This is a genomic window from Brevundimonas sp. 01N35, assembly GCF_056399785.1.
In genome coordinates this window covers 23,147-43,276 of record NZ_JBFTRZ010000004.1, presented here as the reverse complement: position 1 = coordinate 43,276, position 20,130 = coordinate 23,147, and the positions used below count along the sequence as shown (strand labels likewise).

Sequence of the window (20,130 nt, the reverse complement as noted above, 5' to 3'; positions counted from 1 at the left end):
AGGCCGTCATGTCCATCCGCACCCTAAGCGCCGTCGCCGCCGTCGCCGTCCTGACCCTGGGCGCCGCCGCCTGCACCCAGGCCGACCAGAAGAAGGCCGAGAGCCACGCCAAGGCCGCTGGCGAGAAGGCCTCCAACGCCGCAGCTGAGACGGGCAATGCGGTCGAAACCGGCGCCGAAAAGGCGGCGCACGCCGTCGAGACCGGCGCCGCAAAGGTCGAAAACAAGCTGGAAGGCAAACCGACCGACGCCGCCCGCGAAGGCCATGCCGGCGCGGCCCCGGCCCACCCCGCTCCGACCCGACACTGACCCGACACTGACCCGTCCTGACCGAAACGGTCAGGTCAGCTTGTTCGCCTTCCTCAGACTGGGGAAGGCCCTGGCCCAGATTCCGGTCGCAGCCAGCGCGCCCACGCCGCCGAACACCGCCGCCCCGATGGGGCCGAGCAGGCGCACCATGACGCCGGAATAGGCCTCGCCCAGTTCGTTGGAGGCGCCGATGAACAGCATGGAGACCGACGACACCCGGCCGCGCATGTGATCGGGCGTGGCCAGCTGGATCAGGGTCTGGCGGATATTGACGCTGATCATGTCGGCGGCCCCGCCGACGAAGAGGACCGCGCCCGACAGCCAGACGCTCTTGGACAGGCCGAAGGCCAGGGTGCAGACGCCGAACACGGCCACCGCCGCGAACATCCAGCGCCCGCCGTGGCGGCGGATGGGGAAACGGCTGAGATAGAGGGCCATCAGCAGGGCCCCGACCCCGAACGAGGCGCGCAGCAATCCGAAGCCCTGCGGCCCCACGTGCAGGATGTCGCGCGCGAAGATCGGCGTCAGCAGGGCCACGCCCGCCAGCAGCACCACGACCAGATCCAGCGAAATGGCGCCCAGAACGATCTTGGTCTTCCAGACATAGGCCAGACCTTCCTTGACCAGCTCCAGCGGCCCCACGCCCGTCTCGACGAATTTCGGCTTGCCCGAGGTGCGGATCAGCACGAAGCAGGCGATGGCGACGAAGAACAGCGCCATGGCCGAGGCGTAGGCCAAAGGCACCGCCATCCCCACGATCACCCCGCCCAGGGCCGGGCCGGCGATGGCCCCGGTCTGGAAGGCGATGGACTGGGCCGCGATGGCCGGCGGCAGAGCCTTGCGCCCCACCACCATCGGCAGGAAGGCCTGACTGGCCGGGGCGAGGAAGGCCCGCGCCGCGCCGAAGACGGCGGCCACCGCCAGCAGGCCCCACAACGGCGGCGCGCCATGGATCGCCATGGCGAGGAAGGCGAGCGCGCACAGGCTCTCCACCACGATGGACAGGGTCACGGTGTGCTTGCGGTCGCGCCGGTCGGCCATGGCCCCGGCGGGCAGGGTGAAGGCCAGCAGCGGCAGGAACTGGCACAACCCCACCAGACCCAGATAGAGGCTGGCCTCGGCGATCGGATGATCGCGTCGGGCGATCTCATAGACCTGCCACAACAGGGCCGAGGACTGGATCTGGATGCCCAGGACCGCCGCCACCCGGCCCAGCCACAGCAGGCGGAAATCCCGCAGCCCCCACGGGCTGGACGGACCCCCGTCATGGGTCTCGGGCGGCAAGGGCGGCTGGGGCGGAACCGTCGGGGCGGTGTCTATGCTGTCGGTCGTCACGTTCTTCGGGGCGTCTTCGGATAGGGGGTTCCGTCGCGGTGGAAGTAGCGGTCGGCGCCCTTCGGCAGGATCATGTCGATGTCGGGATAGTCGCAGGCGTCCTCGGCCGGGCGGCGCGATCCGACCTCCAGCAAGACCGCCTCACGGTCGCTGCGGTTCTCGATCTTGTGGCCGTTGGGCACGCCCGCCTTGAAGCCGGCGCAGTCGCCGGCGACCAGCACGGTCTCGCCGTCCTCTTCGACCAGAACCACCTCGCCCTCGACCACCCAGACGAACTCGTCCTCGGCGGCGTGCCAGTGACGCTGGCTGGACCAGGCCCCGGTGGGTAGGCGCAGCAGGTTGACCCCGAACTGGTCCAGACCGACCGCGTCGCCCAGCCGCCAGCGGCGGCGCGGCTTGCACGGACCGGCGAATTCGTCCGGGTATCCGGTTCCATGCCCGGTGGGCGCGGTTTCGATGTCGATCTTCGGCACGGTTCGGGCCTTCTCGCGGATGCGGGATATGCCTAAAGCATAGAGCCCATGAGCGCCGCATCACATTCCGTCATTGATCCTGTCGAACTGACCCGCGACCTGATCCGCATTCCCTCCGTCACGCCCGCCGACGAAGGGGCCATGGACGTGCTGGAGCGGACCCTGACCGGCCTCGGCTTCACCTGCCGTCGCATGGTGTTCGAGGGGCCGACGCGCGTGGGCCGCGACGCCCGGATCGAGAACCTCTACGCCCGGCGCGGCGCGGCCTCGCCCAACCTCTGCTTCGCGGGCCACACCGACGTGGTGCCGACCGGCGACGTCGCCGCCTGGACCGCCGCCCCCTTCGAGGGCGAGACCCGCGACGGCGTCCTCTACGGCCGCGGCGCCGTGGACATGAAGGGCGGCATCGCCGCCTGGGTCGCCGCCGTCTCGCGCATCCTCGCGGAAGGCGACGTGCCCGGCTCCCTCTCCTTCCTGATCACCGGCGACGAGGAAGGCCCGGCCCTGCACGGCACCAAGCGGGTGGTCGAAGCCCTGGCCGCCGAGGGCGAAGTCATCGACGCCTGCGTCGTCGGCGAACCCTCCTCAGCCCACCACCTCGGCGACATGATCAAGGTCGGGCGGCGCGGCTCGCTGAACACCTGGATCACCGTCCACGGCAAGCAGGGCCACGTCGCCTATCCCGACCGCGCCGCGAACCCGGCGCCGGTGATCGCCCGGCTGCTGGCTCGACTGGACGCCCACGTCCTCGACGACGGCTATCCGGAGTTCCCGCCCTCCAACCTCGAGATCACCACCATCGACGTGGGCAATCCGGCGACCAACATCATCCCGGCCGAGGCCAGGGCCCGGTTGAACATCCGTTTCAACCCGAGCCATACCGGCGACAGCCTCAGCGACTGGCTGAACCGCGAGGCGGGCGAGATGCAGGCGGCCACAGGCCTACGCATCGAACTGGAGCACCTGTGCTCGGGCGAGGCCTTCCTGACCAAACCCGGCCCCTTCGTCACGGCGGTACAGGACGCGGTCGAGGCCGAAATCGGCCGCCGTCCCGTCGCCTCGACCACCGGCGGCACCTCGGACGCCCGCTTCATCCGCGCCCTGTGCCCGGTGCTGGAGCTGGGCCTGGTCGGCCAGACCATGCACCAGATCGACGAGCGCGTGCCCGAGGCCGAGCTGCGCGCCCTGGCCGACGCCTATCAACGGGTGATCGGGACGGTGTTGGCGCGGCTGGCGGTCTAGGCTTCGCCCGCCGCCTCCAGCCGAGCGATGCGGCGATCCATGTCGGCGACCTGATCCTTCAGCCGCTGGGCTTCCGAGGCCATGTCGACGGGCGTGCCGTCCTCATAGGTCAGTTGCGCGCCCTTCTCGATCAGGTCGAGGCGGAAGAGGGCGGTGACGCGGGTCGCCTTGAACCGCTCCAGTTCGCTTTCCTTTGACATGGCTCAGTGCGCCGCCACGACGATGATCTCGACCCGATAGTCGGGCGTCGCCAGCTTCGCCTCGCTGGTGGCGCGGGCGGGCGGGTTGGCCGGATCGACCCAGGCGTCCCACACCGCGTTCATGGCCTCGAAGTCGGCGATATCCGCCAGCCAGATGGTGGCGCTCAGAATCTTGGACTTGTCGCTTCCGGCCTGCGCCAACAGGGCGTCGATCTCGGTCAGGGCCATGCGGGTCTGGGCTGTGACATCGTCGCCCGGCTCGCCGACCTGCCCGGCCAGATAGACGGTGTTCCCGTGGATCACGGCTTCGCTCATGCGAGGGTTGGGCTGGATGCGGGTGATCATGGGCGCGCTCCTGAAATCGAGCGACCGCCTTAGCCCAGCATCATCTCCATCGCCAGCAGGGCGGCGGCGAAGACCGCCGCGAACGACAGGCAGAAGACCAACAGGACGCGCACGGGACCGCGCCCGGAACGCCCCGGCCTGGCGGACGGCAGATTGATCGGCAGACGCGACATCGACAGACCCTCGTCAGAAGAGAAGGATGCGCCCTCACGCTTACCCTTTGATAAACAGAAACAATCAGTTTCGTCGGGCCGTTTGTGAAGTTCCTGTAGCGCAGACAGGCGCCGCTTGTACAAGCCGTCGAGAACACCGATCCTCAGGCGGCATGAGCAAGCCGCCGAAATCTTTCAAGGTCTCGAAAACCCGCTGGAACGAGGTGGTTCTGGTGTGCCGCAAATGCTCCAAGAAGCTGGATGGCGGCTTCGGTCCCGATGGCGACCAGACGCTGAAGAAAGCGCTTCGCCGCTATCTGCACGCGGGCAAGGGGCGCAAGGCCGATCTGGCCGTCGTCGGCGCCGACTGTTTCGATGTCTGTCCCAAGAACGCCGTGGTCGCGGTCAACGCCCGTCGCCCCGAGGAACTGCTGATCGTGCCCGCCGGCGCCGACCTGTTCGAGGTCAAGGCAAGGCTTGGTCTGGAGGACGGACGACGGCTCAAGCCGCCTCTTGCGAACGCCGATCCGATCGAGACGACTTCCTAAAGTCCAAAAGCCGTGTCAGAGGCAAATCCATGGACACGACCCGTATCGAGAAGCGTATCGGCGTGCGAGCGCCGTCGGACCGCATCTGGGAGATCCTCAGCGATCTCGAGAACTGGCACAGCTGGAATCCCTATGAAACCGGCGTGACCGGCGCCCTGGCCTTCGGCGGGAGCATCAACCTGACCGAGTCCCTGCCCGGCATGGTCGAACGTCAGGTCCAGGCCCGCATCGGCGACTGGCAGCCCTATTCGCAGCTGGTCTGGGCCGAGAAGCGCGGCTGGTTGTTCAACGCCATCCGCTACTATGAGATCGAGGAACTGGACCGCGGCAGCTGCATCGTCTCCAACGGCGTCATCTTCACCGGCCTGCGCGGCGAACTGTTCCACGACAAGCACCGTCCGACCATCCGCGCCGCCTATGAAGGGATCGGCGAGGCGCTGCGCCGCGCCGCCGAGGGCTGACGCGACACGACCCGATTTTGCGGCGGCGGATCAGCCGCCCTTCATCATGTCCTGAATGTTGATGATCGCCGGCCCCAGGATGACGACGAACAGCACCGGCAGGAAGAAGACGATCATCGGCACGGTCAGCTTGGCCGGCAGGGCCGCAGCCTTCTTCTCGGCAGCGGCCAGACGCAGGTCGCGGTTTTCCTTGGCCATCACCCGCAGGGCGTTGCCCAGCGGCGTGCCGTAGGTCTCGGCCTGGGTCATGGCGGTGGCCACGGCCCGGATGCCCGGATGGTTGGTCCGCTTGGCCATGCCGTCATAGGCCATGCGCCGATCAGGCAGGTAGGACAGTTCAGCCGACAGCAGGCTCAGTTCCTCGGCCAGCTCGATCGACTGGCTGCCGACCTCCTGACTGACCTTCTGGATCGCCGCCTCGATCGACATGCCGGATTCGACGCAGATCAGCAGCAGGTCCAGCGAGTCGGGGAAGGCCGCGACGATCGACTGACGCCGCGAGGCGATGCGGTTCTGCACATAGAGGTTCGGGGCGTAGAAGCCCGCCGCCGCCGCGAACACCAGGGCGCAGAGCTTCAGCGTCAGGTTGAAGCCGAAATCATTGACCGCAAACAGGTAGATCCCCGTCAACACCATGAAGATGAAGGGCGTGGTGAAGCGGAAGAAGTAGAAGGTGGTCAGGGGACGCGGGCCGCGGAACCCGGCCTGGGCCATGTTCTCGGCGACCTTGGGATCTTCCAGCAGCTTGGTCAGGTTCAGGCGTTCGACGACGCGTTTCTTGAACCCCCCGTCGGAGTGACGCAGCGTGCCCGTGGTCGAACCGGCCGCCCCGCCCTTCATCGCCTGGCGCGAGCGGCGCTTCAGCTCTTCGCGGCGCTCGGCCACCGCCTTCATCCGCTTGTCCAGCCGCTCGCCGCCCATGAAGGAGCCCAGCATGGTCAGGACGCTGGCGAAGACGGCGATCCCCACGCCGATGCTCAGCAGGTTTTGCAAGTCGGTGATGAAGTGCATGAAGCTGTTCATGATCCCCTCCCCCTCAGAACTTGAACGAGATCATGCGCTTCATCATGAAGATGCCGCAGCCCATCCAGATCGCCGAACCCAGCAGCATCACCTGACCGCGCATGTCCGTGAACAGCAGCATCATGTAGGCCGGGCTGGAGATCATCACTAGGATCATGACCACTGGCGGCAACGAGCCGATGATGCCGGCCGAGGCGATGGCCTCCGACGACATGGCCTTGATCTTCTCACCCATCATGCGCCGCGCGCGAAGGACCGTGGTGAGGTTGCCCAGGGCCTCGGCCAGGTTGCCGCCGCTCTTCTGCTGGATGGCGATGACGATGGCGAAGAACTTCAGCTCGGGAACCGGCATCCGCTCGAACATCTTGTCCAGCGCCTCGGCGAGCGTCATCCCGACGCCCAGTCCCTCGATCAGCAGCTGAAACTCGCCGGCCAGGGGCTGCGGGCTCTCGCGAGCGATGATCTTGAAGCAGTCGTGGACCGGCAGGCCGGTCTTGATCCCCCGGACTAGGATGTCGACCGCATCGGCGAAGGCGAGCGAGAACTGCTTCATCCGCTTCTTGCCCTTCATCCCCACCACCCAACGCGGCAGGCCCAGACCCATGGCCACGCCGATCCCCAGGGAAAGCACCGGGTTGAGGTGGAGCAGCAAGGCCATCAGGGCGCCGACGACGCCCAAGACGACGCTGATGATGATGAAGGTGCGCAGGCTGATCGACAGGTCGGCCTGCTTGAGCTTGGCGCTCATGGTCATGCGGGCCTTGCGGTCGCGGCGATCGACCTCCTGCAACTGCTGCATGATCTGTTTGCGGCGCGCCTCGGGCGTATTGGTCACGGCGGCGCGCTTGTTGGACGTTTCCGCCCGCGCCGCGCCGATGGTTTTGGCGCGCTTGACCGCCTGGGCTGAGCCGTCGTCGCCGCTGACCAGGGCCCAGCCCACGCCGCCGATGGTGATGAAGGCCAGGAAGGCCGCAAGAATCGGGAGCATCGCTGTCGTTACTCCGCCGCGTCCAGCGCTTCGGCCAGTTCGCGCTCGAGGCCGTAGTAGCGCGCGCGATCCCAGAAGCGCGGACGCGCGATGCCGGTCGAACGGTGACGGCCGGTGATCTTGCCGTGGGCGTCCTCACCTGTGATTTCGTAGACGAACAGGTCCTGGGTCACGATCACGTCGCCTTCCAGCCCCACCACCTCGGTGATGTGGGTGATGCGGCGCGAACCGTCGCGCAGACGCGCCGCCTGAACGATGACGTCGACCGAGCCGACGATCATCTCGCGGATCGTCCGCGAGGGCAGGCCATAGCCGCCCATGGTGATCATCGACTCCATCCGGCTGATGGCTTCGCGCGGGGAGTTGGCGTGCAGCGTGCCCATCGAGCCGTCGTGGCCGGTGTTCATGGCCTGCAGCAGGTCGAACGCCTCCGGCCCCCGGACCTCGCCGACGATGATGCGTTCGGGACGCATCCGCAGGCAGTTCTTGACCAGATCGCGCATGGTGATCTGGCCCTGGCCTTCCAGGTTCGGCGGGCGGGTTTCCAGACGCACGACGTGCGGCTGTTGCAACTGCAGTTCGGCGGCGTCCTCGCAGGTGATGACGCGCTCGGTCGGATCGATGAAGGCCGTCAGGGTGTTGAGCAGGGTCGTCTTGCCGGAACCCGTGCCGCCCGAAATGACCAGATTGCATCGCGAAGCGCCGATGACGCCCAGGACGCGCGCGCCCTCGGGACTGATGGAGGCGTACTCCACCAGGTTCTTCATCGTCAGCTTGTCTTTCTTGAACTTCCGGATCGTCAGCGTCGGGCCGTCGATGGCCAGGGGCGGGGCGATGACGTTGACGCGCGACCCGTCCGGCAGACGGGCGTCGCAGATGGGGCTGCTTTCGTCGACGCGACGGCCGACCTGCGACACGATCCGCTGGCAGATGTTCATCAGCTGGGTGTTGTCGCGGAAGCGGACATTGGTCAGTTGCACCTTGCCGCCGACTTCGATGAAGACCCGGCCGGCGCCGTTGACCATGATGTCGGCGATGTCGTCGCGGGCCAGCAGCGGCTCCAGCGGGCCGTAGCCGAGGACGTCGTTGACGATGTCCTGGACCAGATGCTCCTGCTCTACCACCGACATGGAGACGTTCTTGATCGCCACCAGTTCGGCGACGATGTCGCGGATTTCCTCGGACGCCGCCTTGGTGTCCAGCTGGGCCAGCTGCGACAGGTCGATGGTGTTCATCAGCGCATTGAAGATCGTCGTCTTCGTCGCGTGATAATAGTCGGACTGTTCGCGGACGATCTCGGCGACCGCCTGAGCCTTCTTCAACTGCTCCAGGCCGGGCGTGGCGCGCGGCCCCTTGGCCGGACCGCCGGGGGTCGGGGCCGCCGCCTCGGGACGCGGGCGCGCGGCCAGGGCGTCCAGCCGGTCCGCTGCGGCCGACGTCGGTGCGGCGTCCGCTTCCAGTTCCTCGATCGGGAAGGCGTCGACGGGATCAAGCGCGCGCAGGTCCGCCGCAGCCGGCTGAGGCGCCGGAGCGGGTCGCGGGGCGACCGCGACGCCGGGTTGGGCGGTGCGCTTGCCGAACATGGCCTCAGTGCTTCTTGCTGAACAGGGAGGCGAAGAGAGAGCCGCCCTTCTTGGCCGAAGCGCCGGACGGCGTCTTGCCCTTCACAGGGACCGCCGGCAGTTCGCGACGCGACACGATCTGGGCCAGAGTCTCGAACGCCTCGGCTGCCTTGCTCTTGGCCCCGGAGTCCACGATCATCTGGCCGTTGTTGGCGGCCGCGCCGAACACCTTGGCGTCGAAGGGGATGATCAGGCTCGGGTGGAGGCCCAGAGCGGCGCCAAAATCCTTGGCCGGGATTTCGGGACGGCCCGGCACGCCGACCTGATTCAGCACCAGACGCGGCGGGGCGTCGTTGGGCCGCGCCTGCCTGATCAGGTCGATCATGTTCTTGGCGTTGCGCAGAGACGCCAGATCGGGCGTCGCCACGACCACAACCTCGTCGGCCGAAATCAGGGTCTTACGCATCCAGCCCGACCACAGGTGCGGCAGGTCCAGCACCACGAAGGGCGCCGTGGAGCGGATGCGGCTGGTCACTTCCTCGAAGGCGTCGGGTCCGATCTCCCAGTCGGTCTCCAGGCTGGCTGGCGCGGCGAACAGGCTCAGCTTGTCGGTGCAGCGGACCATCATCCGGTCCAGCAGGGTCGCGTCCAGACGGTCAGGCTGGCTCAGGGCGTCGGCGACGCCGCCCAGCGGGTCCTGATTGAAGTCCAGACCGGCGGTGCCGAAGGGCAGGTCGTAGTCGACGATGACGGTGTTGAGGCCGATCCGCTCGCTCATCGCATAGGCGGTATTGTGGGCCACGGCCGAAGCCCCGGCCCCGCCGCGCGCGCCGACGAAGGCGATCGAGCGGCCGATGAAGGGCTGGGCCGGATCGGCGAACAGGCCGCCGATGGCCGAGATCAACTGCAGCGGCTGCACTGGGGCGACCAGATATTCGCTGACGCCGCGCCGCATCAGCTCGCGGAACAGCAGGATGTCGTTGGTGGCGCCGATGATCACCACCTTGGTGCCGGCGTCGCAGACCTCGGCCAGTTGGTCGATCTCCCAGAGCAGGGTCTGGGGGTCCTTCATGCTTTCGACGACGATCAGCGGCGGCGTCGGCTCGGACTGATAGGCCTCGATGGCGGCGGCGACCCCGCCGATGCGGATCTGGGTCGTAGCGCGCGCCATGCGGCGGTCCTGACCGGCGCGCTCGGCCGACGCCAAGGTGTCCTGACGCTCGGCGAAGACGTGAACGGCGATGCGCGGGATCGACACCTCGACCCCGGCGTTCGAGGCGATCGGCAGGCTGGCCGGCTCATAGGCCGCCAGAGAAGCGGACGGGGCCGTCGGCTCGTCGATCGGATAGGCGGGGGCGAGGTCGTCAGGCGTCTTGGGGGCAGGCATGGCGGACACGACAGCGGCGACCGCCGTCTCGGTTTCGGCGACCAGACGCCCGACCGGGTTGTAGCTGTCGTCGAGGGTCGACGGGGGCGTCTCGGCGGGCGCGTAAGACGCAGGCGTGAACTGCAACGGTTCGTTCGCCGGGCCGGCGGCGGCGTCGATGAACTCGTCGTCCATGTCGAACGTGTCCAGGGCGTCGAAATCCTGAGCGGCGAGGGGCTTGGTCATGTCCATCAATCCACGGCGCGGGAAGTGCGCATCCCAGACACCAATTCTTCGCGGGCCGCAGCCGTCCGCTCGCCCTTGCCATAATGGTCGAACACCACCGACCGGCGCTGGGCGTCGGCCGGGGTCATGGCGCGCGGCGAAACGATGTCGCGGGGATCGGCGATCTGGGCCGCCAGATTGGCGGTGACGGCGCAGCCGAAGTTCGCGGCTGACTGGTTGTCGCCGGTGCGGCTGAGGCTGCCCCACCGGGTTCCGCACTGCGGCACGACGGCGTGCAGGGTCTCGAACCCGGCCAGGATCGGCGCGCGCGGGTCCGGCCCGGCGTAGCTGACGACACGGATCATGCGGGCGGGCGCGCCCGCCGCCTCCAGCGCGGCCTTGACGCGCCAGGCCGCCTCGGTCGCGACCGGATCGCCGCCGGCCGGGGCCTCGACCACCAGGGCCGGCGCGCCCTGGATGGCGAAGCGGCTGACCAGGTCGGCCAGCGCCGCCCGCTGGTTCGCCGACAGGCCCGTCTCGTGCACGGCCAGGGCGATGCGGTCCAGACCCGGCTCGACCTGAAGACTGTAGCGCGAGGCCGGGTTCAGCGGCGGCTCGCCCCCCAGGCTGGCGGGGCCGCCGACGCAACCGGCCAGAAGCACGCCGCCCAACGCCAGGGCTGACGTCAGGCACAGGATGGATTTGGCGGAACGGGTCATGACGTTCACTCGATCACATAGCCGACCGGCCCCTGCCATCCGGCGCCCGGCTGGGCGGTCGGGGCGGGCGAGCCATAGGCCTGGTTCAGTTGGCCGAAGAAGATGGTATGGGCGTCATCGGCGATGCGCAGGCCGTCGGCGGGCGTCTGCATCCGGCCCGGCGAAGTGGGGCTGACGATATAGGCTTCGACGATCACGACCAGTTCGGTCTCGCCCATCAGATAGTCGCGCGACCGGAACAACTGGCCCAGCACCGGCAGATTGGTCATCCCCGGCAGGGAATCGACCGTCTGCCGCGTCGTTTCCTGCAGCAGACCCGCGATCATCATCGAACCGCCCGAGGGGATTTCGACTGTGTTCTCGCTGCGGCGCACCGACAGGCCCGGCAGGCTGATCGACGACGGGGTGCCCGCGCCGATGGTCAGCCCGCCCTGAGGCGTCAGTTCGGAAACCTCGACCTTGACCTGCAGCGAGATACGGCCGCCGCTCAGCACCACCGGCCGGAACGACAGGCCGACGCCGAAAGGCTTGTATTCGACCGAGATCTGGCCTTCGCGGTCACGGCCGGAGGGCGTGGGGAATTCGCCGCCGGCCAGGAAGCTGGCCGCCTCGCCGTTGACCGACGTCAGGTTGGGTTCGGCCAGGGTGCGGATCAGGCCGACGCGCTCGAACGCCTTGATCGTGGCGTTGCCCTTGTTCAGTCCGTCCGAGCCGGGGCCGGTGCCGGGCTGGGCGGTGTCCCAGTTCGACGGATCGCCTGGGGCGCCGCCGTGAACCGTGTGGGGGCACAGGGCGTCTGCGGGGAAGCCCCCGCCGCAGGGGGCTTGCATCTGGAAATTCTTGGTCGTGTCGCGCGACACCCCGCCGGTGATCCCGCCGAGAAGCGACCCGTTGACGCCCCAGGTAGCGGCGTTGCCCAGCAGCCACTGGGTGTCGCCGACCCGGCCGATCACCGCCTGGGTGTCAAAGCCCAGTTGCTTGATGGCGCTGCGCTGCACCTCGACCACGCGGACCTTCAGCGTCACCTGGTCGGAGCCCGTGACGCTGATCATGTTGACCACCTTCTCGGGCGCCGAGACGAAGGCGCGGGCCACCTGGGCGGCGCGCTGGGCCTCGGCCGGGCTGGCGGCGGTTCCGGTCAGGATGATGCTGTCGTTGACCGCTTCGGCGCGAACGTTCGACCCTGGCGTGACACGGCTCAGCGTGTCCTGAAGGGCGCTGGTTCCCGCGTCGACGCGCACGCGAAGGGCCAGGATGGTGCGGCCGGCGGCGTCCAGGAAGACGGCGTCGGTCTCGCCCGGGGCGATCCCGATCACGGTGATGCGGCGCGGCGAATGCAGCATGGCCTCGGCCACCAGCGGGTTCGACACGATCACGTCGCGCGCGTCGGCCGGCAGATCAACCGCGAAGGAGGTGCCGCGCGGCAGGTTGACCAACTGGGGGGCCGCGCCCGTAGAAACGGCAGCGCGAGTCTGGGCCAGCGGCGCCGAGGCGGCTCCGCCCAGAGCGATCAGGGAGGCGCAGGCCGCCGCGATCAAACGATTCATGCCTGGTTTCCTCATGGGACCGCGACCGCCTCTGCCTGGCCTTCGCGATAGACGCGCACGACGCCGCCCGCAGCGGCGGCATTTCCACGGTGGACCGCGCCCGGGACGCGGCCCGACGGTCCGGCGGTGTCGGCGTAGGAGCGCAGCACCAGCGACAGGTCGCCTTCGGACTTGGCCAGGGCCAGGGTCTCGGCGTCACGGCCGCTGACCTCGAGCGTGGCGGTTGCGCCGACCACGGCCTGCTCGTTCTCGGCGGCGCGGGTGTTCTGGTCGACGGCCAGAACCTTGACGTTCTGCATCACGGTGGCGGCGACGAATTTCGACGTCTCGCCGCCGGTCGCGCCCGCCGGCAGCTTGACCTCGCGGGTCAGCAACACGTCGACCCGGTCGCCCGGCAGGATGAAGCCCCCGGCGGCGGTCTCGACCGTGACGCGGATGGCCATGGCCCTCATGCCCGGCTCCAGATAGGCGGCCATATAGCCGCTGTCGCCAGCGCGGACGATCTTACGGCCGACGATGGGTTCGCCGGCCAGAATGGGTTCACGGACGACCGCGCCGATATAGTCGGCCTTGGCCCCGCCGGTCGCCAGATCGGTCGCGGCGCGGGTCACGCGTGCGGCGGCGCCTTCGACCTTGGCGGCCGGTTTGGCGGCGGCGGGCTTGGCCTCGGCGGGCGCCTCAGCCGATGGCGCGGCGGGAACCGGCACGGTGCCGTCGGTGATGAAGACGGGATTGAGTTCGTCGATCGGCCAGTCTTTCCAGCTCAGGTCGCCGTCGGTCAGACGGCGTCCCGGCTCCAGATCCTTGGCGGCGACCAGGACCTTGGCCATGGGGCGGGTCTCGACGGCGGCCACGGCGCTCGCGGCCGGAGCCCCGGACGAGGACCCCATGGCGCGCACGACCAGAGCTAGGCCGACGGCCGAAACGGCGGCGATACAGATGACGGCGATCTTGGCGGGCTTCATCGACGGTCTCCGGCTTGAGCGGCGACGCGGATTCCGTTCTTCGCCCTCTGCCGTTAACGACCATGAGGCCGGCCGGTTAACGCGCCCCTAAGCCGGAGCGGGCGTCAGGCGCCGACGAAGGCCTGGACCAGAGGGCTCGACGGATAGGCCAGCAGGGCGCCGATGGCGATGGCCACGCCATAAGGAATATCGCCCTTGGGCTGCATCAGCCGCGCGACCCATCCGGGCGCGTTCAAGGCGAAGACCTGAAACTGGGCGCGAACCGACATCAGCAGCAGGCAGAGGCCGCCGCCGACCAGGGCCGTGAACAGCAGGAAGGGCGCGATTCCGGCAAGGCCCAGCCACAGACTGGCCGCCGCCATCAGCTTGGCGTCCCCGCCGCCGATCCAGCGCAACGCGAACATTCCCATGCCGACGAACAGCGCCGCCACGCCGACCCCGAGCGCCGTCGCCATGTCCGTCAGCGGCAGACCCGTGGCCAAGGCCGCCGGCAAGAAGCCGAGGATCAGCAGACCCGAGATCCAGTTCGGAATCTTCATCGTGGTCAGATCGTGCAGCCCCGCCACGATCACCAGCACGGGCAGGATGCTCAGCAGGACAAGAGAGAGCTCGGTCATGGCATCACCCTGCGGCGGCAACCTTTAAGGCCGAGTTTCCGCGGCCTCTCGACGTCCAGACAAAAAAGGCCGGAACGTTTCCGTTCCGGCCTCGATTTTTGAACCTTGCTGTCGGACTTAAGGCAGCTTGGCTTCCACCGTGGCGAACACGCTGGCCAGCTTCGGGCCGAGGGTGGTCAGGACGGCGACGATGGCGACGGCGATCAGGGCCGCGATCAGGCCGTATTCAATGGCCGTGGCGCCGGATTCGTCGTTGGCGAAGTTCTTGATGAAGTTACGCATGAATATCTTCCTTCTTTGTCTAAGCGAGCAACAGTTCCATCACCAGGGTCACCGGTTTTGCCCGCTTGACCCCCGTTTGCATGGCGACAATGCGACCAGGATCATTAAGGGCGAGTAAAATGACGAGAGCTGCTTCGCTTTTTTGATGGTTACTGAGCTGTTTACTATAGATTTATCCCAATATCAGCCCTTTCGGCGCCCCTTCAGGATTTCTTGATCTTTCAGCGCGAGGTTTCACGCCTAGCGCTCGCGCGCGCCCATTCATTCATTCGGAGCCGCCGCCCATGCCCAGGACCTTCAAGAGGCTCGCCGTCGGCTGCGCCTCCGCCCTGGTCGCGCTCTGCGCCGCCGTCGCCGTACAAGCCCAGTCGCAAGGCCAGTCGCGCCCGCTGAACGTCGAGATCGACCACGCCACCCGCGTGCAGTTGAGGGCGCCGGCCGGGTCGGTCATCGTGGCCAACCCCAGGATCGCCGACGTCACCGTGGTCGACGCCAACACCCTGTTCATCACCGGCAAGGGCTATGGGGTGACCGAAATCGTCGCCGTCGACGCCATCGGCCGCCCCCTGTTCCAGAGCCAGGTCGTGGTCAGCGCCGGTTCGGCCGGCGCGGTCCGCGTCTGGCGCGGGGCCCAGGCCACGGACATGGCCTGCGGAACCAGTTGCTCGCCCAGCGTGCGGGCCGCACCGGCGCCCTGATCGATGATCGGGCCGCTTCCTCGCCGTCCTGACCGGCCGTCGCTGCTGCGGCGGCGAAAACGCGCCCGCGAAGGGTCCACGGCGGTCGAGTTCGCCATGGTCGCCCTGCCCTTCTTCATCCTGGTCTTCGGCATTCTGGAAGTGGGGATGCTGCTTCTGCTCGACGCCGTGGTCGAAACGGCGGTCTCCGACACTGGACGTCTGGTGCGGACCGGCCAGGCCCAGCAGCAGGCCCTGAAACCTGCGGAGATCAGACAGAAGCTGTGCGAACGCATGAGCGTCTTCGCCGCCGACTGTCCGTCGCGCGCATTCATCGACGTGCGCGTGGTCGACAACTTCAGCAATCCGGTCGCGCCCGATCCGCTGGCCTCGGGGGTGTTCGACCAGAGCAAGCTCACCTATCAGCCCGGCGGCCCGGGTGATCGCGTCCTGGTGCGGATCTGGTACGAACAGCCGATCGTCACCCCCTTCATCGCCCAGGCCCTGTCGCACACCACCGACCACAAGGTGCTGCTGACCACTTCCCTGGCCTTCCGCAACGAGCCCTATCAATGAGCCGCCGCCTCGTCCGCAGCGCGATCCAGCGGTTCTGGCGCGACCGGCGCGGCGTATCGGCGATCGAGTTCGCCCTGATCGCGCCGCTGATGCTGCTGATCTATTTCGGTCTGGTGGAGTGCTGCCAGGGCTATATGGCCAACCGCCGCGCCAGCCACACCGCCTCGATCGTCGCCGACCTGGTGGCCCAATCGGACGCGACCACGACCCAGGACCTGACCAGCATCTTCGCCATCGGCGACATGATCATGCGGCCGTTTCCGTCCTCGCCTCTGTCGATCCGCGTCTCCAGCGTCACCATCGACGCCAACGGCGCAGCCCGCGTCGACTGGAGCCGGGGCAACAACAAGGCCCTGACCGCCCGGGTCAAGAACTCGGTCGTCAGCGACCTGCCGCCCGGCCTGATCGAAAAGGGCGAAAGCCTGATCCTGGGCGAGACCGTGTTCAAATACACCTCCCCCTTCGCCAAGGTCATCAAGACGCCGATCGACTTCCGCCGCAGCTACTATCTACGGCCGCGGACGGTGGACAAGGTCGCCTGCTCCAACTGCTAGAGGCCGGCCAGGGCCTCCTTCAGCGCCCGGATCTTGGCGTCGGTCTCCTCGCGTTCGGCCCGGGGGTCGCTGTCGGCGACGATGCCCGCCCCCGCCAGGGCCCGCCAGCGCCAGGCCGCCCCGTCCTGCTCGAACGACGCCGTGCGGATCAGCACCGAGGCCGTCAGTTCGCCGCCCCCCGCCAACCCCAGGCCGAACAGGGAACCGCACCACGGCCCGCGCGGCGGCTCATGGCGCGCGATCACCTTCATGGCCTGATGCTTGGGCGCGCCGGTGATCGAGCCCGGCGGGAAGGTCGCCTCCAGCACCTCGGCCGCATGGACGCCCGGCGCCGCCGTCGCCGTCACCGTCGAGACCAGATGATGCACCGTCGGGTGGCTCTCGACGTCGAACAACCGCTCGACCCGCACCGAGCCGGGCGCCGCCGCCCGCGCCAGATCGTTGCGCATCAAATCGACGATCATCAGGTTCTCGGCCCGGTCCTTGGCGCTGGCGACCAGGTCTGCGGCCAATTCGGCGTCGCGCGCCGGGTCCGGGAGGCGCGGCCGCGTCCCCTTGATCGGCCGCGTCTCGATCCGGCCCGACGCAGGATCAAAGGTCAGGAACAGCTCCGGCGAGTTGGACACCAGCGCCCGCTCGCCCAACCGCCAGAAGGCGCCGTAGGCCGCGCCCCGCTCGACCGACAGCCGCAGGAAGACCTCGAACGGATCGCGCCCGGCCGACAGCCGCCCGCTCCAGGCGCGCGCGATATTGGCCTGGAACAGTTCGCCCGCCGCGATCCGCGTCGTCACCTCGGCCACGGCGGTTTCATAGACGTCAGGCGGCGCCTCGCCGTCGAAGGCGGCGGCGGGCGCTGAGGGGACCGACGGCGCGACCGCCGCCGCCAGCCAGGCCGCCGCGCGCCGCACCTGCGCCTCGGCCCCGGCGGCGTCCGCGCCCCGGCCGACGGCCCGAACCTCTCGCGCCGCATGATCGAAGGCCAGCAGGGCCGGATAGCGGGCCAGCATCAGGTCGGGCCAGATCTCGGCCCGCCGCCCCGTCGCCGGTCGCGCCCCGGCGTCATAGCTCATCAGCCCGACCACGCCGCCGCCTGCGAACGCCGGGTCGCGCAGGGCGTCGAAGAGCGCCGCGTCCTCCACGGGCCCTATCTGAACTCTATCCGGCTCGCAGGCGACGAAGGACCAGCGCCCGCCGTGCGCGGTCGCATCGCCCGCTCCGGCCAGCAGCGCCAGCGCCCCCTCGCGTCGATTCATTCCCGCCGCCACGGCCAGCGGCTCGCGCCACGCCAGGCGTTCGACGTGGACGACCGGCAGGCTCATGCCGTCAGCCGCGCCCGGATGCGCTCGGCCAGGGCGGCGTCCACGCCCAAGGTCTGCTCCAGATAGGCCGCGATCGACCCCTGCGCCTGCGTGATCGCGCCGAAAGCGCCGTCCAGATAGTCGGCCTCGACGCCGAGGAAGGCGACGACGGCCCCGCGCGAGGCCGGACGACCGGTCATCTCGGTCAGCTTCTTCGCAATGCCCTCGGCCCGCCCCTCCAGATCGACGGCGATATTGGTCAGCAGATAGTCGGCGATCAGGTCGTCGCGCGATACACCCAGCAGGCTGTGGGTCAGGGCCGCCAGCAGACCGGTGCGATCCTTGCCCGCCGCGCAGTGGATCAGAACCGCCCCCTCGCCCTCGGCCAGGGCGCGGAAATAGCGGCGGAACAGGTCGAGGTGGGCCGGCTCGAACGGCAGGCGGCGATAGGTGTCGGCCATAAAGGCGCGGCCCGAGATCTCGGTCAGGTCGGCGGTCTTCAGGAAGGTGACGTGGGGGGCCTCGCCGCCGTCGTCGTGGTCGCTCTCGATCACCTGACCGACCCAGTTCGCCGGTCGCCGCGAGGGCTGGTCGCGCCGTTCGCTAGGGCGGCGCAGATCGACCACCGTGGCGATGTTCAGCGCCGCCAGCCGCTCCAGGTCGGCCTCGGTCGCCCGCGCCTGATGCGCCGAGCGATAGAGCCGCCCCCGCGCCACGCGGCCCTCACCGACAGCGTAGTCGCCATAGTCGCGGAAATTATCGAGGGCCTGAAACGGCAGAAGGCGGTCGTTCATGACCGCCTTCCTTAGCCTATTCAGGTCCAGACGCTAACGGCGCTAACGGGCGCCGACCAGACCGGACATGGCGTCCAGATAGGCGACGAAGGCGTCGCGCCCCGCCTCGGTCATGGTCGCCCGCGTCAGGGGCTTGCGGCCCTGAAAGCTCTTGGAGACTTCGACGAAGCCCGCCTCCTCCAGTTTTCTCAGATGGACGGACAGATTGCCGTCCGTCGTCTGCAGCCGGGTCTTCAGTTCGTTGAAATCGGCGGTCCCGACGCCCGACAGATAGGCCATGATCCCCAGGCGCACCCGCCCGTGGATGACCTCGTCGATGCGGCCGATGTCGAAAGCGTCCACCGTATCCGAAGGGGCCATGGTCAGATCACCTCCGACGGTTCCTGACGCACCAGCAGGACGCCGGGCAGCAGGGCGAACAGGAACAGTCCCGCCGCATAGGCCAGCCACATCAACGGACTGCCGCTCAGGAAGGCGATCAGGGGCGCCGCGATCCAGCAGGCGATGGCCAGCTTCCACTGCCATTTCTGGTCGCTCATGGTCGCCGACACCGCCCAGCCCGAACCGTAGAGGGCGAAGATCAGCGAGGGGAAGATCAGCGACGGGATCGCGCTGTGTGTCTTCCAGCCGATCACCGCCATCGACAGCGACATGACGAAGACCCCCAGACCGACCCCCATCCATCCAGCGCTGGCGGCGCGATTGGCCGCCGATTTCGCTCCGGGCTTATAGCAGGACCTGCGAATCTGCCACATTAGCACGGCGAAGAAGGCCAGCATGGCCCCGCCCCACAGGATCGCATAGGCGACAGGCGCGACAGCGATGATCCCGCTGTCGATGCCGTAGGCGAAGATCGAGGCCAGACCGAAGATCAGGCCGGCGGAAATCAGGATCGACCCGCCCAGCAACGGGGCCTGCCGCCCCTCCTGGGCCAGGGCCTTCATATAGGCGATGTCGTCGTGGACGGACTGCACTTGGTCGCGGGTCATGGCGTCTCTCCCTGCCTGTTGATGGGACAGTGAGCCAAGAACTTTATTATGTAAAGTACTTTTTCTGAGACAGGCCGCGCGACCCATTCTAGGCCTTGGCCATGCGCGTCGCCTTTCATCATATCGCCTATCAACCGTTGGCCGTCTGCAACGCCCTGTCTATGGACCGGCTGGAGGCGACCGTGCGGCGCGCCGGCCTTGCGCCGGACGCCACCGTCATGGACATCGGCTGCGCCTATGGCGAGGTGTCCATCCGTCTCGCCCGCGCCTTCGACGCGCGCGTGACGGCGGTCGAACTGGACCCGGTCATGGCCGAGGGGGCAGAGGCGCGCATCCAGGCCGCAGGCCTGTCGGACCGGATCCGGGTGCGGCGCGAAACCTCGGCCCAGGCCCTGGCCGCCCTCCCCGCTCTCGACCTGATCGTCGCCATCGGCTCGACGGAACCGGCGGGCAAGGGCCTGCGCGAGCCCGCCGCCGTCTTCGCGGCCCTGACCGAGCATCTGACGACGGGCGGCGCGCTGCTGTGGGGCGACCTGTTCTGGAAGGACGAACCGCCCGCGCCCCTGCGCCAGCTGGTCGAGACCGGCGGCTACTACGTCAGCCACGACGCCCTGCAAGCCGCCGCCCGCGCGGCGGGGCTGGAGGTCGTCTCGGCAGAGATCAGCGACGAAACCGAATGGGCGACCTATCGCACGGCGATGGAAAGGGCGATCGCCGACTGGCTGGACGCTCATCCGGACCACCCGGACGCCCCCTCGGTCTCGGCGACCGCGGCACGGGTAAAGCTGATGTTCGACTTCGGCGCGCCGCATCTGGGCTTCGGTCTCTACCTGTTCCGGAAGGGCTGACGCCTTTCCCTCCCCATGAAGGGGAGGGAGAACCGC

Annotated in this window: 26 protein-coding genes; 8 read left to right on the top strand and 18 right to left on the bottom strand. The window is 68.4% G+C overall.

Annotated features, from left to right (window positions below; translation table 11 throughout):
- Positions 1–8 precede the first annotated feature (8 nt).
- Positions 9–308: a hypothetical protein gene (locus tag AC1DJ5_RS05085; protein ID WP_477019887.1), complete on the top strand. Its 300-nt coding sequence runs from the start codon at positions 9–11 to the stop codon at positions 306–308.
- 30 nt (positions 309–338) lie between these two features.
- Here the strand turns inward: AC1DJ5_RS05085 and AC1DJ5_RS05080 are convergent, their stop codons facing one another.
- Positions 339–1,592 (bottom strand): MFS transporter, encoded by a 1,254-nt coding sequence (locus tag AC1DJ5_RS05080; RefSeq protein ID WP_441454439.1) that lies wholly within the window; start codon positions 1,590–1,592, stop codon positions 339–341.
- A gap of 47 nt (positions 1,593–1,639) precedes the next feature.
- Positions 1,640–2,116 (bottom strand): cupin domain-containing protein, encoded by a 477-nt coding sequence (locus AC1DJ5_RS05075; protein ID WP_441454384.1) that lies wholly within the window; start codon positions 2,114–2,116, stop codon positions 1,640–1,642.
- A 48-nt stretch (positions 2,117–2,164) separates the two neighbouring features.
- On the opposite strand from AC1DJ5_RS05075, the gene dapE reads away from it, so the two are divergent.
- Positions 2,165–3,358 carry a succinyl-diaminopimelate desuccinylase gene (dapE, locus tag AC1DJ5_RS05070; protein WP_477019886.1) on the top strand — a complete coding sequence of 398 codons (1,194 nt, stop codon included), beginning with the start codon at positions 2,165–2,167 and terminating at the stop codon, positions 3,356–3,358.
- Here the strand turns inward: dapE and AC1DJ5_RS05065 are convergent.
- The 3 genes from AC1DJ5_RS05065 to AC1DJ5_RS05055 are packed head-to-tail and all read right to left on the bottom strand — an operon-like array spanning position 3,355 to position 4,076.
- Positions 3,355–3,558, bottom strand: coding sequence for a hypothetical protein (locus tag AC1DJ5_RS05065; protein WP_477019885.1), 204 nt, complete (start codon positions 3,556–3,558; stop codon positions 3,355–3,357). The two genes, dapE and AC1DJ5_RS05065, sit on opposite strands and share 4 nt — an antisense overlap.
- Positions 3,559–3,561: 3 nt before the next feature.
- A complete protein-coding gene (locus AC1DJ5_RS05060; RefSeq protein ID WP_477019884.1) occupies positions 3,562–3,903 on the bottom strand; it encodes a RidA family protein in 342 nt (113 codons plus the stop codon).
- Between the two features lie 29 nt (positions 3,904–3,932).
- Positions 3,933–4,076 carry a hypothetical protein gene (locus tag AC1DJ5_RS05055; protein ID WP_477019883.1) on the bottom strand — a complete coding sequence of 48 codons (144 nt, stop codon included), beginning with the start codon at positions 4,074–4,076 and terminating at the stop codon, positions 3,933–3,935.
- A 152-nt stretch (positions 4,077–4,228) separates the two neighbouring features.
- Between AC1DJ5_RS05055 and AC1DJ5_RS05050 the strand changes: the two genes are divergently transcribed.
- A complete protein-coding gene (locus AC1DJ5_RS05050; RefSeq protein WP_477019882.1) occupies positions 4,229–4,603 on the top strand; it encodes a hypothetical protein in 375 nt (124 codons plus the stop codon).
- A 29-nt stretch (positions 4,604–4,632) separates the two neighbouring features.
- Complete coding sequence (locus AC1DJ5_RS05045; RefSeq protein WP_477019881.1) at positions 4,633–5,064, top strand: SRPBCC family protein; 432 nt, start codon at positions 4,633–4,635, stop codon at positions 5,062–5,064.
- A gap of 30 nt (positions 5,065–5,094) precedes the next feature.
- Here the strand turns inward: AC1DJ5_RS05045 and AC1DJ5_RS05040 are convergent, their stop codons facing one another.
- From AC1DJ5_RS05040 to AC1DJ5_RS05000, 9 genes are all read right to left on the bottom strand, one after another.
- Positions 5,095–6,087 carry a type II secretion system F family protein gene (locus AC1DJ5_RS05040; RefSeq protein ID WP_477019880.1) on the bottom strand — a complete coding sequence of 331 codons (993 nt, stop codon included), beginning with the start codon at positions 6,085–6,087 and terminating at the stop codon, positions 5,095–5,097.
- Between the two features lie 13 nt (positions 6,088–6,100).
- Positions 6,101–7,075: a type II secretion system F family protein gene (locus AC1DJ5_RS05035; RefSeq protein ID WP_477019879.1), complete on the bottom strand. Its 975-nt coding sequence runs from the start codon at positions 7,073–7,075 to the stop codon at positions 6,101–6,103.
- Positions 7,076–7,083: 8 nt separating this feature from the next.
- A complete protein-coding gene (locus tag AC1DJ5_RS05030) occupies positions 7,084–8,658 on the bottom strand; it encodes a CpaF family protein (RefSeq protein ID WP_477019878.1) in 1,575 nt (524 codons plus the stop codon).
- Positions 8,659–8,662: 4 nt separating this feature from the next.
- Positions 8,663–10,249 (bottom strand): CpaE/TadZ family protein, encoded by a 1,587-nt coding sequence (locus AC1DJ5_RS05025; protein ID WP_477019877.1) that lies wholly within the window; start codon positions 10,247–10,249, stop codon positions 8,663–8,665.
- A 5-nt stretch (positions 10,250–10,254) separates the two neighbouring features.
- Positions 10,255–10,947, bottom strand: coding sequence for a CpaD family pilus assembly protein (locus AC1DJ5_RS05020; protein ID WP_441454395.1), 693 nt, complete (start codon positions 10,945–10,947; stop codon positions 10,255–10,257).
- A 5-nt stretch (positions 10,948–10,952) separates the two neighbouring features.
- Positions 10,953–12,494 (bottom strand): type II and III secretion system protein family protein, encoded by a 1,542-nt coding sequence (locus AC1DJ5_RS05015; RefSeq protein WP_441454396.1) that lies wholly within the window; start codon positions 12,492–12,494, stop codon positions 10,953–10,955.
- An 11-nt stretch (positions 12,495–12,505) separates the two neighbouring features.
- Positions 12,506–13,459: a Flp pilus assembly protein CpaB gene (gene cpaB / locus AC1DJ5_RS05010; RefSeq protein WP_477019876.1), complete on the bottom strand. Its 954-nt coding sequence runs from the start codon at positions 13,457–13,459 to the stop codon at positions 12,506–12,508.
- 104 nt (positions 13,460–13,563) lie between these two features.
- On the bottom strand, positions 13,564–14,076 hold the full coding sequence (locus tag AC1DJ5_RS05005) for an A24 family peptidase (protein ID WP_477019875.1): 513 nt from the start codon (positions 14,074–14,076) through the stop codon (positions 13,564–13,566).
- A gap of 117 nt (positions 14,077–14,193) precedes the next feature.
- Complete coding sequence (locus AC1DJ5_RS05000; protein WP_477019874.1) at positions 14,194–14,358, bottom strand: Flp family type IVb pilin; 165 nt, start codon at positions 14,356–14,358, stop codon at positions 14,194–14,196.
- Positions 14,359–14,642: 284 nt separating this feature from the next.
- Between AC1DJ5_RS05000 and AC1DJ5_RS04995 the strand changes: the two genes are divergently transcribed.
- The 3 genes from AC1DJ5_RS04995 to AC1DJ5_RS04985 are packed head-to-tail and all read left to right on the top strand — an operon-like array spanning position 14,643 to position 16,165.
- Complete coding sequence (locus AC1DJ5_RS04995; RefSeq protein ID WP_477019873.1) at positions 14,643–15,056, top strand: pilus assembly protein N-terminal domain-containing protein; 414 nt, start codon at positions 14,643–14,645, stop codon at positions 15,054–15,056.
- 3 nt (positions 15,057–15,059) lie between these two features.
- On the top strand, positions 15,060–15,611 hold the full coding sequence (locus AC1DJ5_RS04990) for a TadE/TadG family type IV pilus assembly protein (protein WP_441454400.1): 552 nt from the start codon (positions 15,060–15,062) through the stop codon (positions 15,609–15,611).
- Entirely contained in the window at positions 15,608–16,165 is a 558-nt protein-coding gene (locus AC1DJ5_RS04985) for a TadE/TadG family type IV pilus assembly protein (RefSeq protein WP_441454401.1), read from the top strand. The genes AC1DJ5_RS04990 and AC1DJ5_RS04985 overlap by 4 nt, the downstream gene beginning before the upstream one ends.
- Here AC1DJ5_RS04985 and AC1DJ5_RS04980 read toward each other — a convergent pair.
- Genes AC1DJ5_RS04980 through AC1DJ5_RS04965 form a run of 4 tightly spaced genes read right to left on the bottom strand, consistent with a single transcriptional unit; the run spans position 16,162 to position 19,246 of the window.
- Positions 16,162–17,484, bottom strand: coding sequence for an anthranilate synthase component I family protein (locus tag AC1DJ5_RS04980; RefSeq protein ID WP_477019872.1), 1,323 nt, complete (start codon positions 17,482–17,484; stop codon positions 16,162–16,164). The two genes, AC1DJ5_RS04985 and AC1DJ5_RS04980, sit on opposite strands and share 4 nt — an antisense overlap.
- Positions 17,481–18,257, bottom strand: a complete 777-nt coding sequence (locus AC1DJ5_RS04975) for a tyrosine-protein phosphatase (protein ID WP_441454403.1) — start codon at positions 18,255–18,257, stop codon at positions 17,481–17,483. Before AC1DJ5_RS04975 ends, AC1DJ5_RS04980 begins: the two co-directional genes overlap by 4 nt.
- 42 nt (positions 18,258–18,299) lie before the next feature.
- Positions 18,300–18,617 carry a winged helix-turn-helix domain-containing protein gene (locus AC1DJ5_RS04970; RefSeq protein WP_441454404.1) on the bottom strand — a complete coding sequence of 106 codons (318 nt, stop codon included), beginning with the start codon at positions 18,615–18,617 and terminating at the stop codon, positions 18,300–18,302.
- Positions 18,618–18,619: 2 nt separating this feature from the next.
- Positions 18,620–19,246, bottom strand: coding sequence for a hypothetical protein (locus tag AC1DJ5_RS04965; RefSeq protein ID WP_441454405.1), 627 nt, complete (start codon positions 19,244–19,246; stop codon positions 18,620–18,622).
- 101 nt (positions 19,247–19,347) lie between these two features.
- On the opposite strand from AC1DJ5_RS04965, the gene AC1DJ5_RS04960 reads away from it, so the two are divergent.
- Positions 19,348–20,094: an SAM-dependent methyltransferase gene (locus tag AC1DJ5_RS04960; RefSeq protein ID WP_477019871.1), complete on the top strand. Its 747-nt coding sequence runs from the start codon at positions 19,348–19,350 to the stop codon at positions 20,092–20,094.
- Positions 20,095–20,130 lie beyond the last annotated feature (36 nt).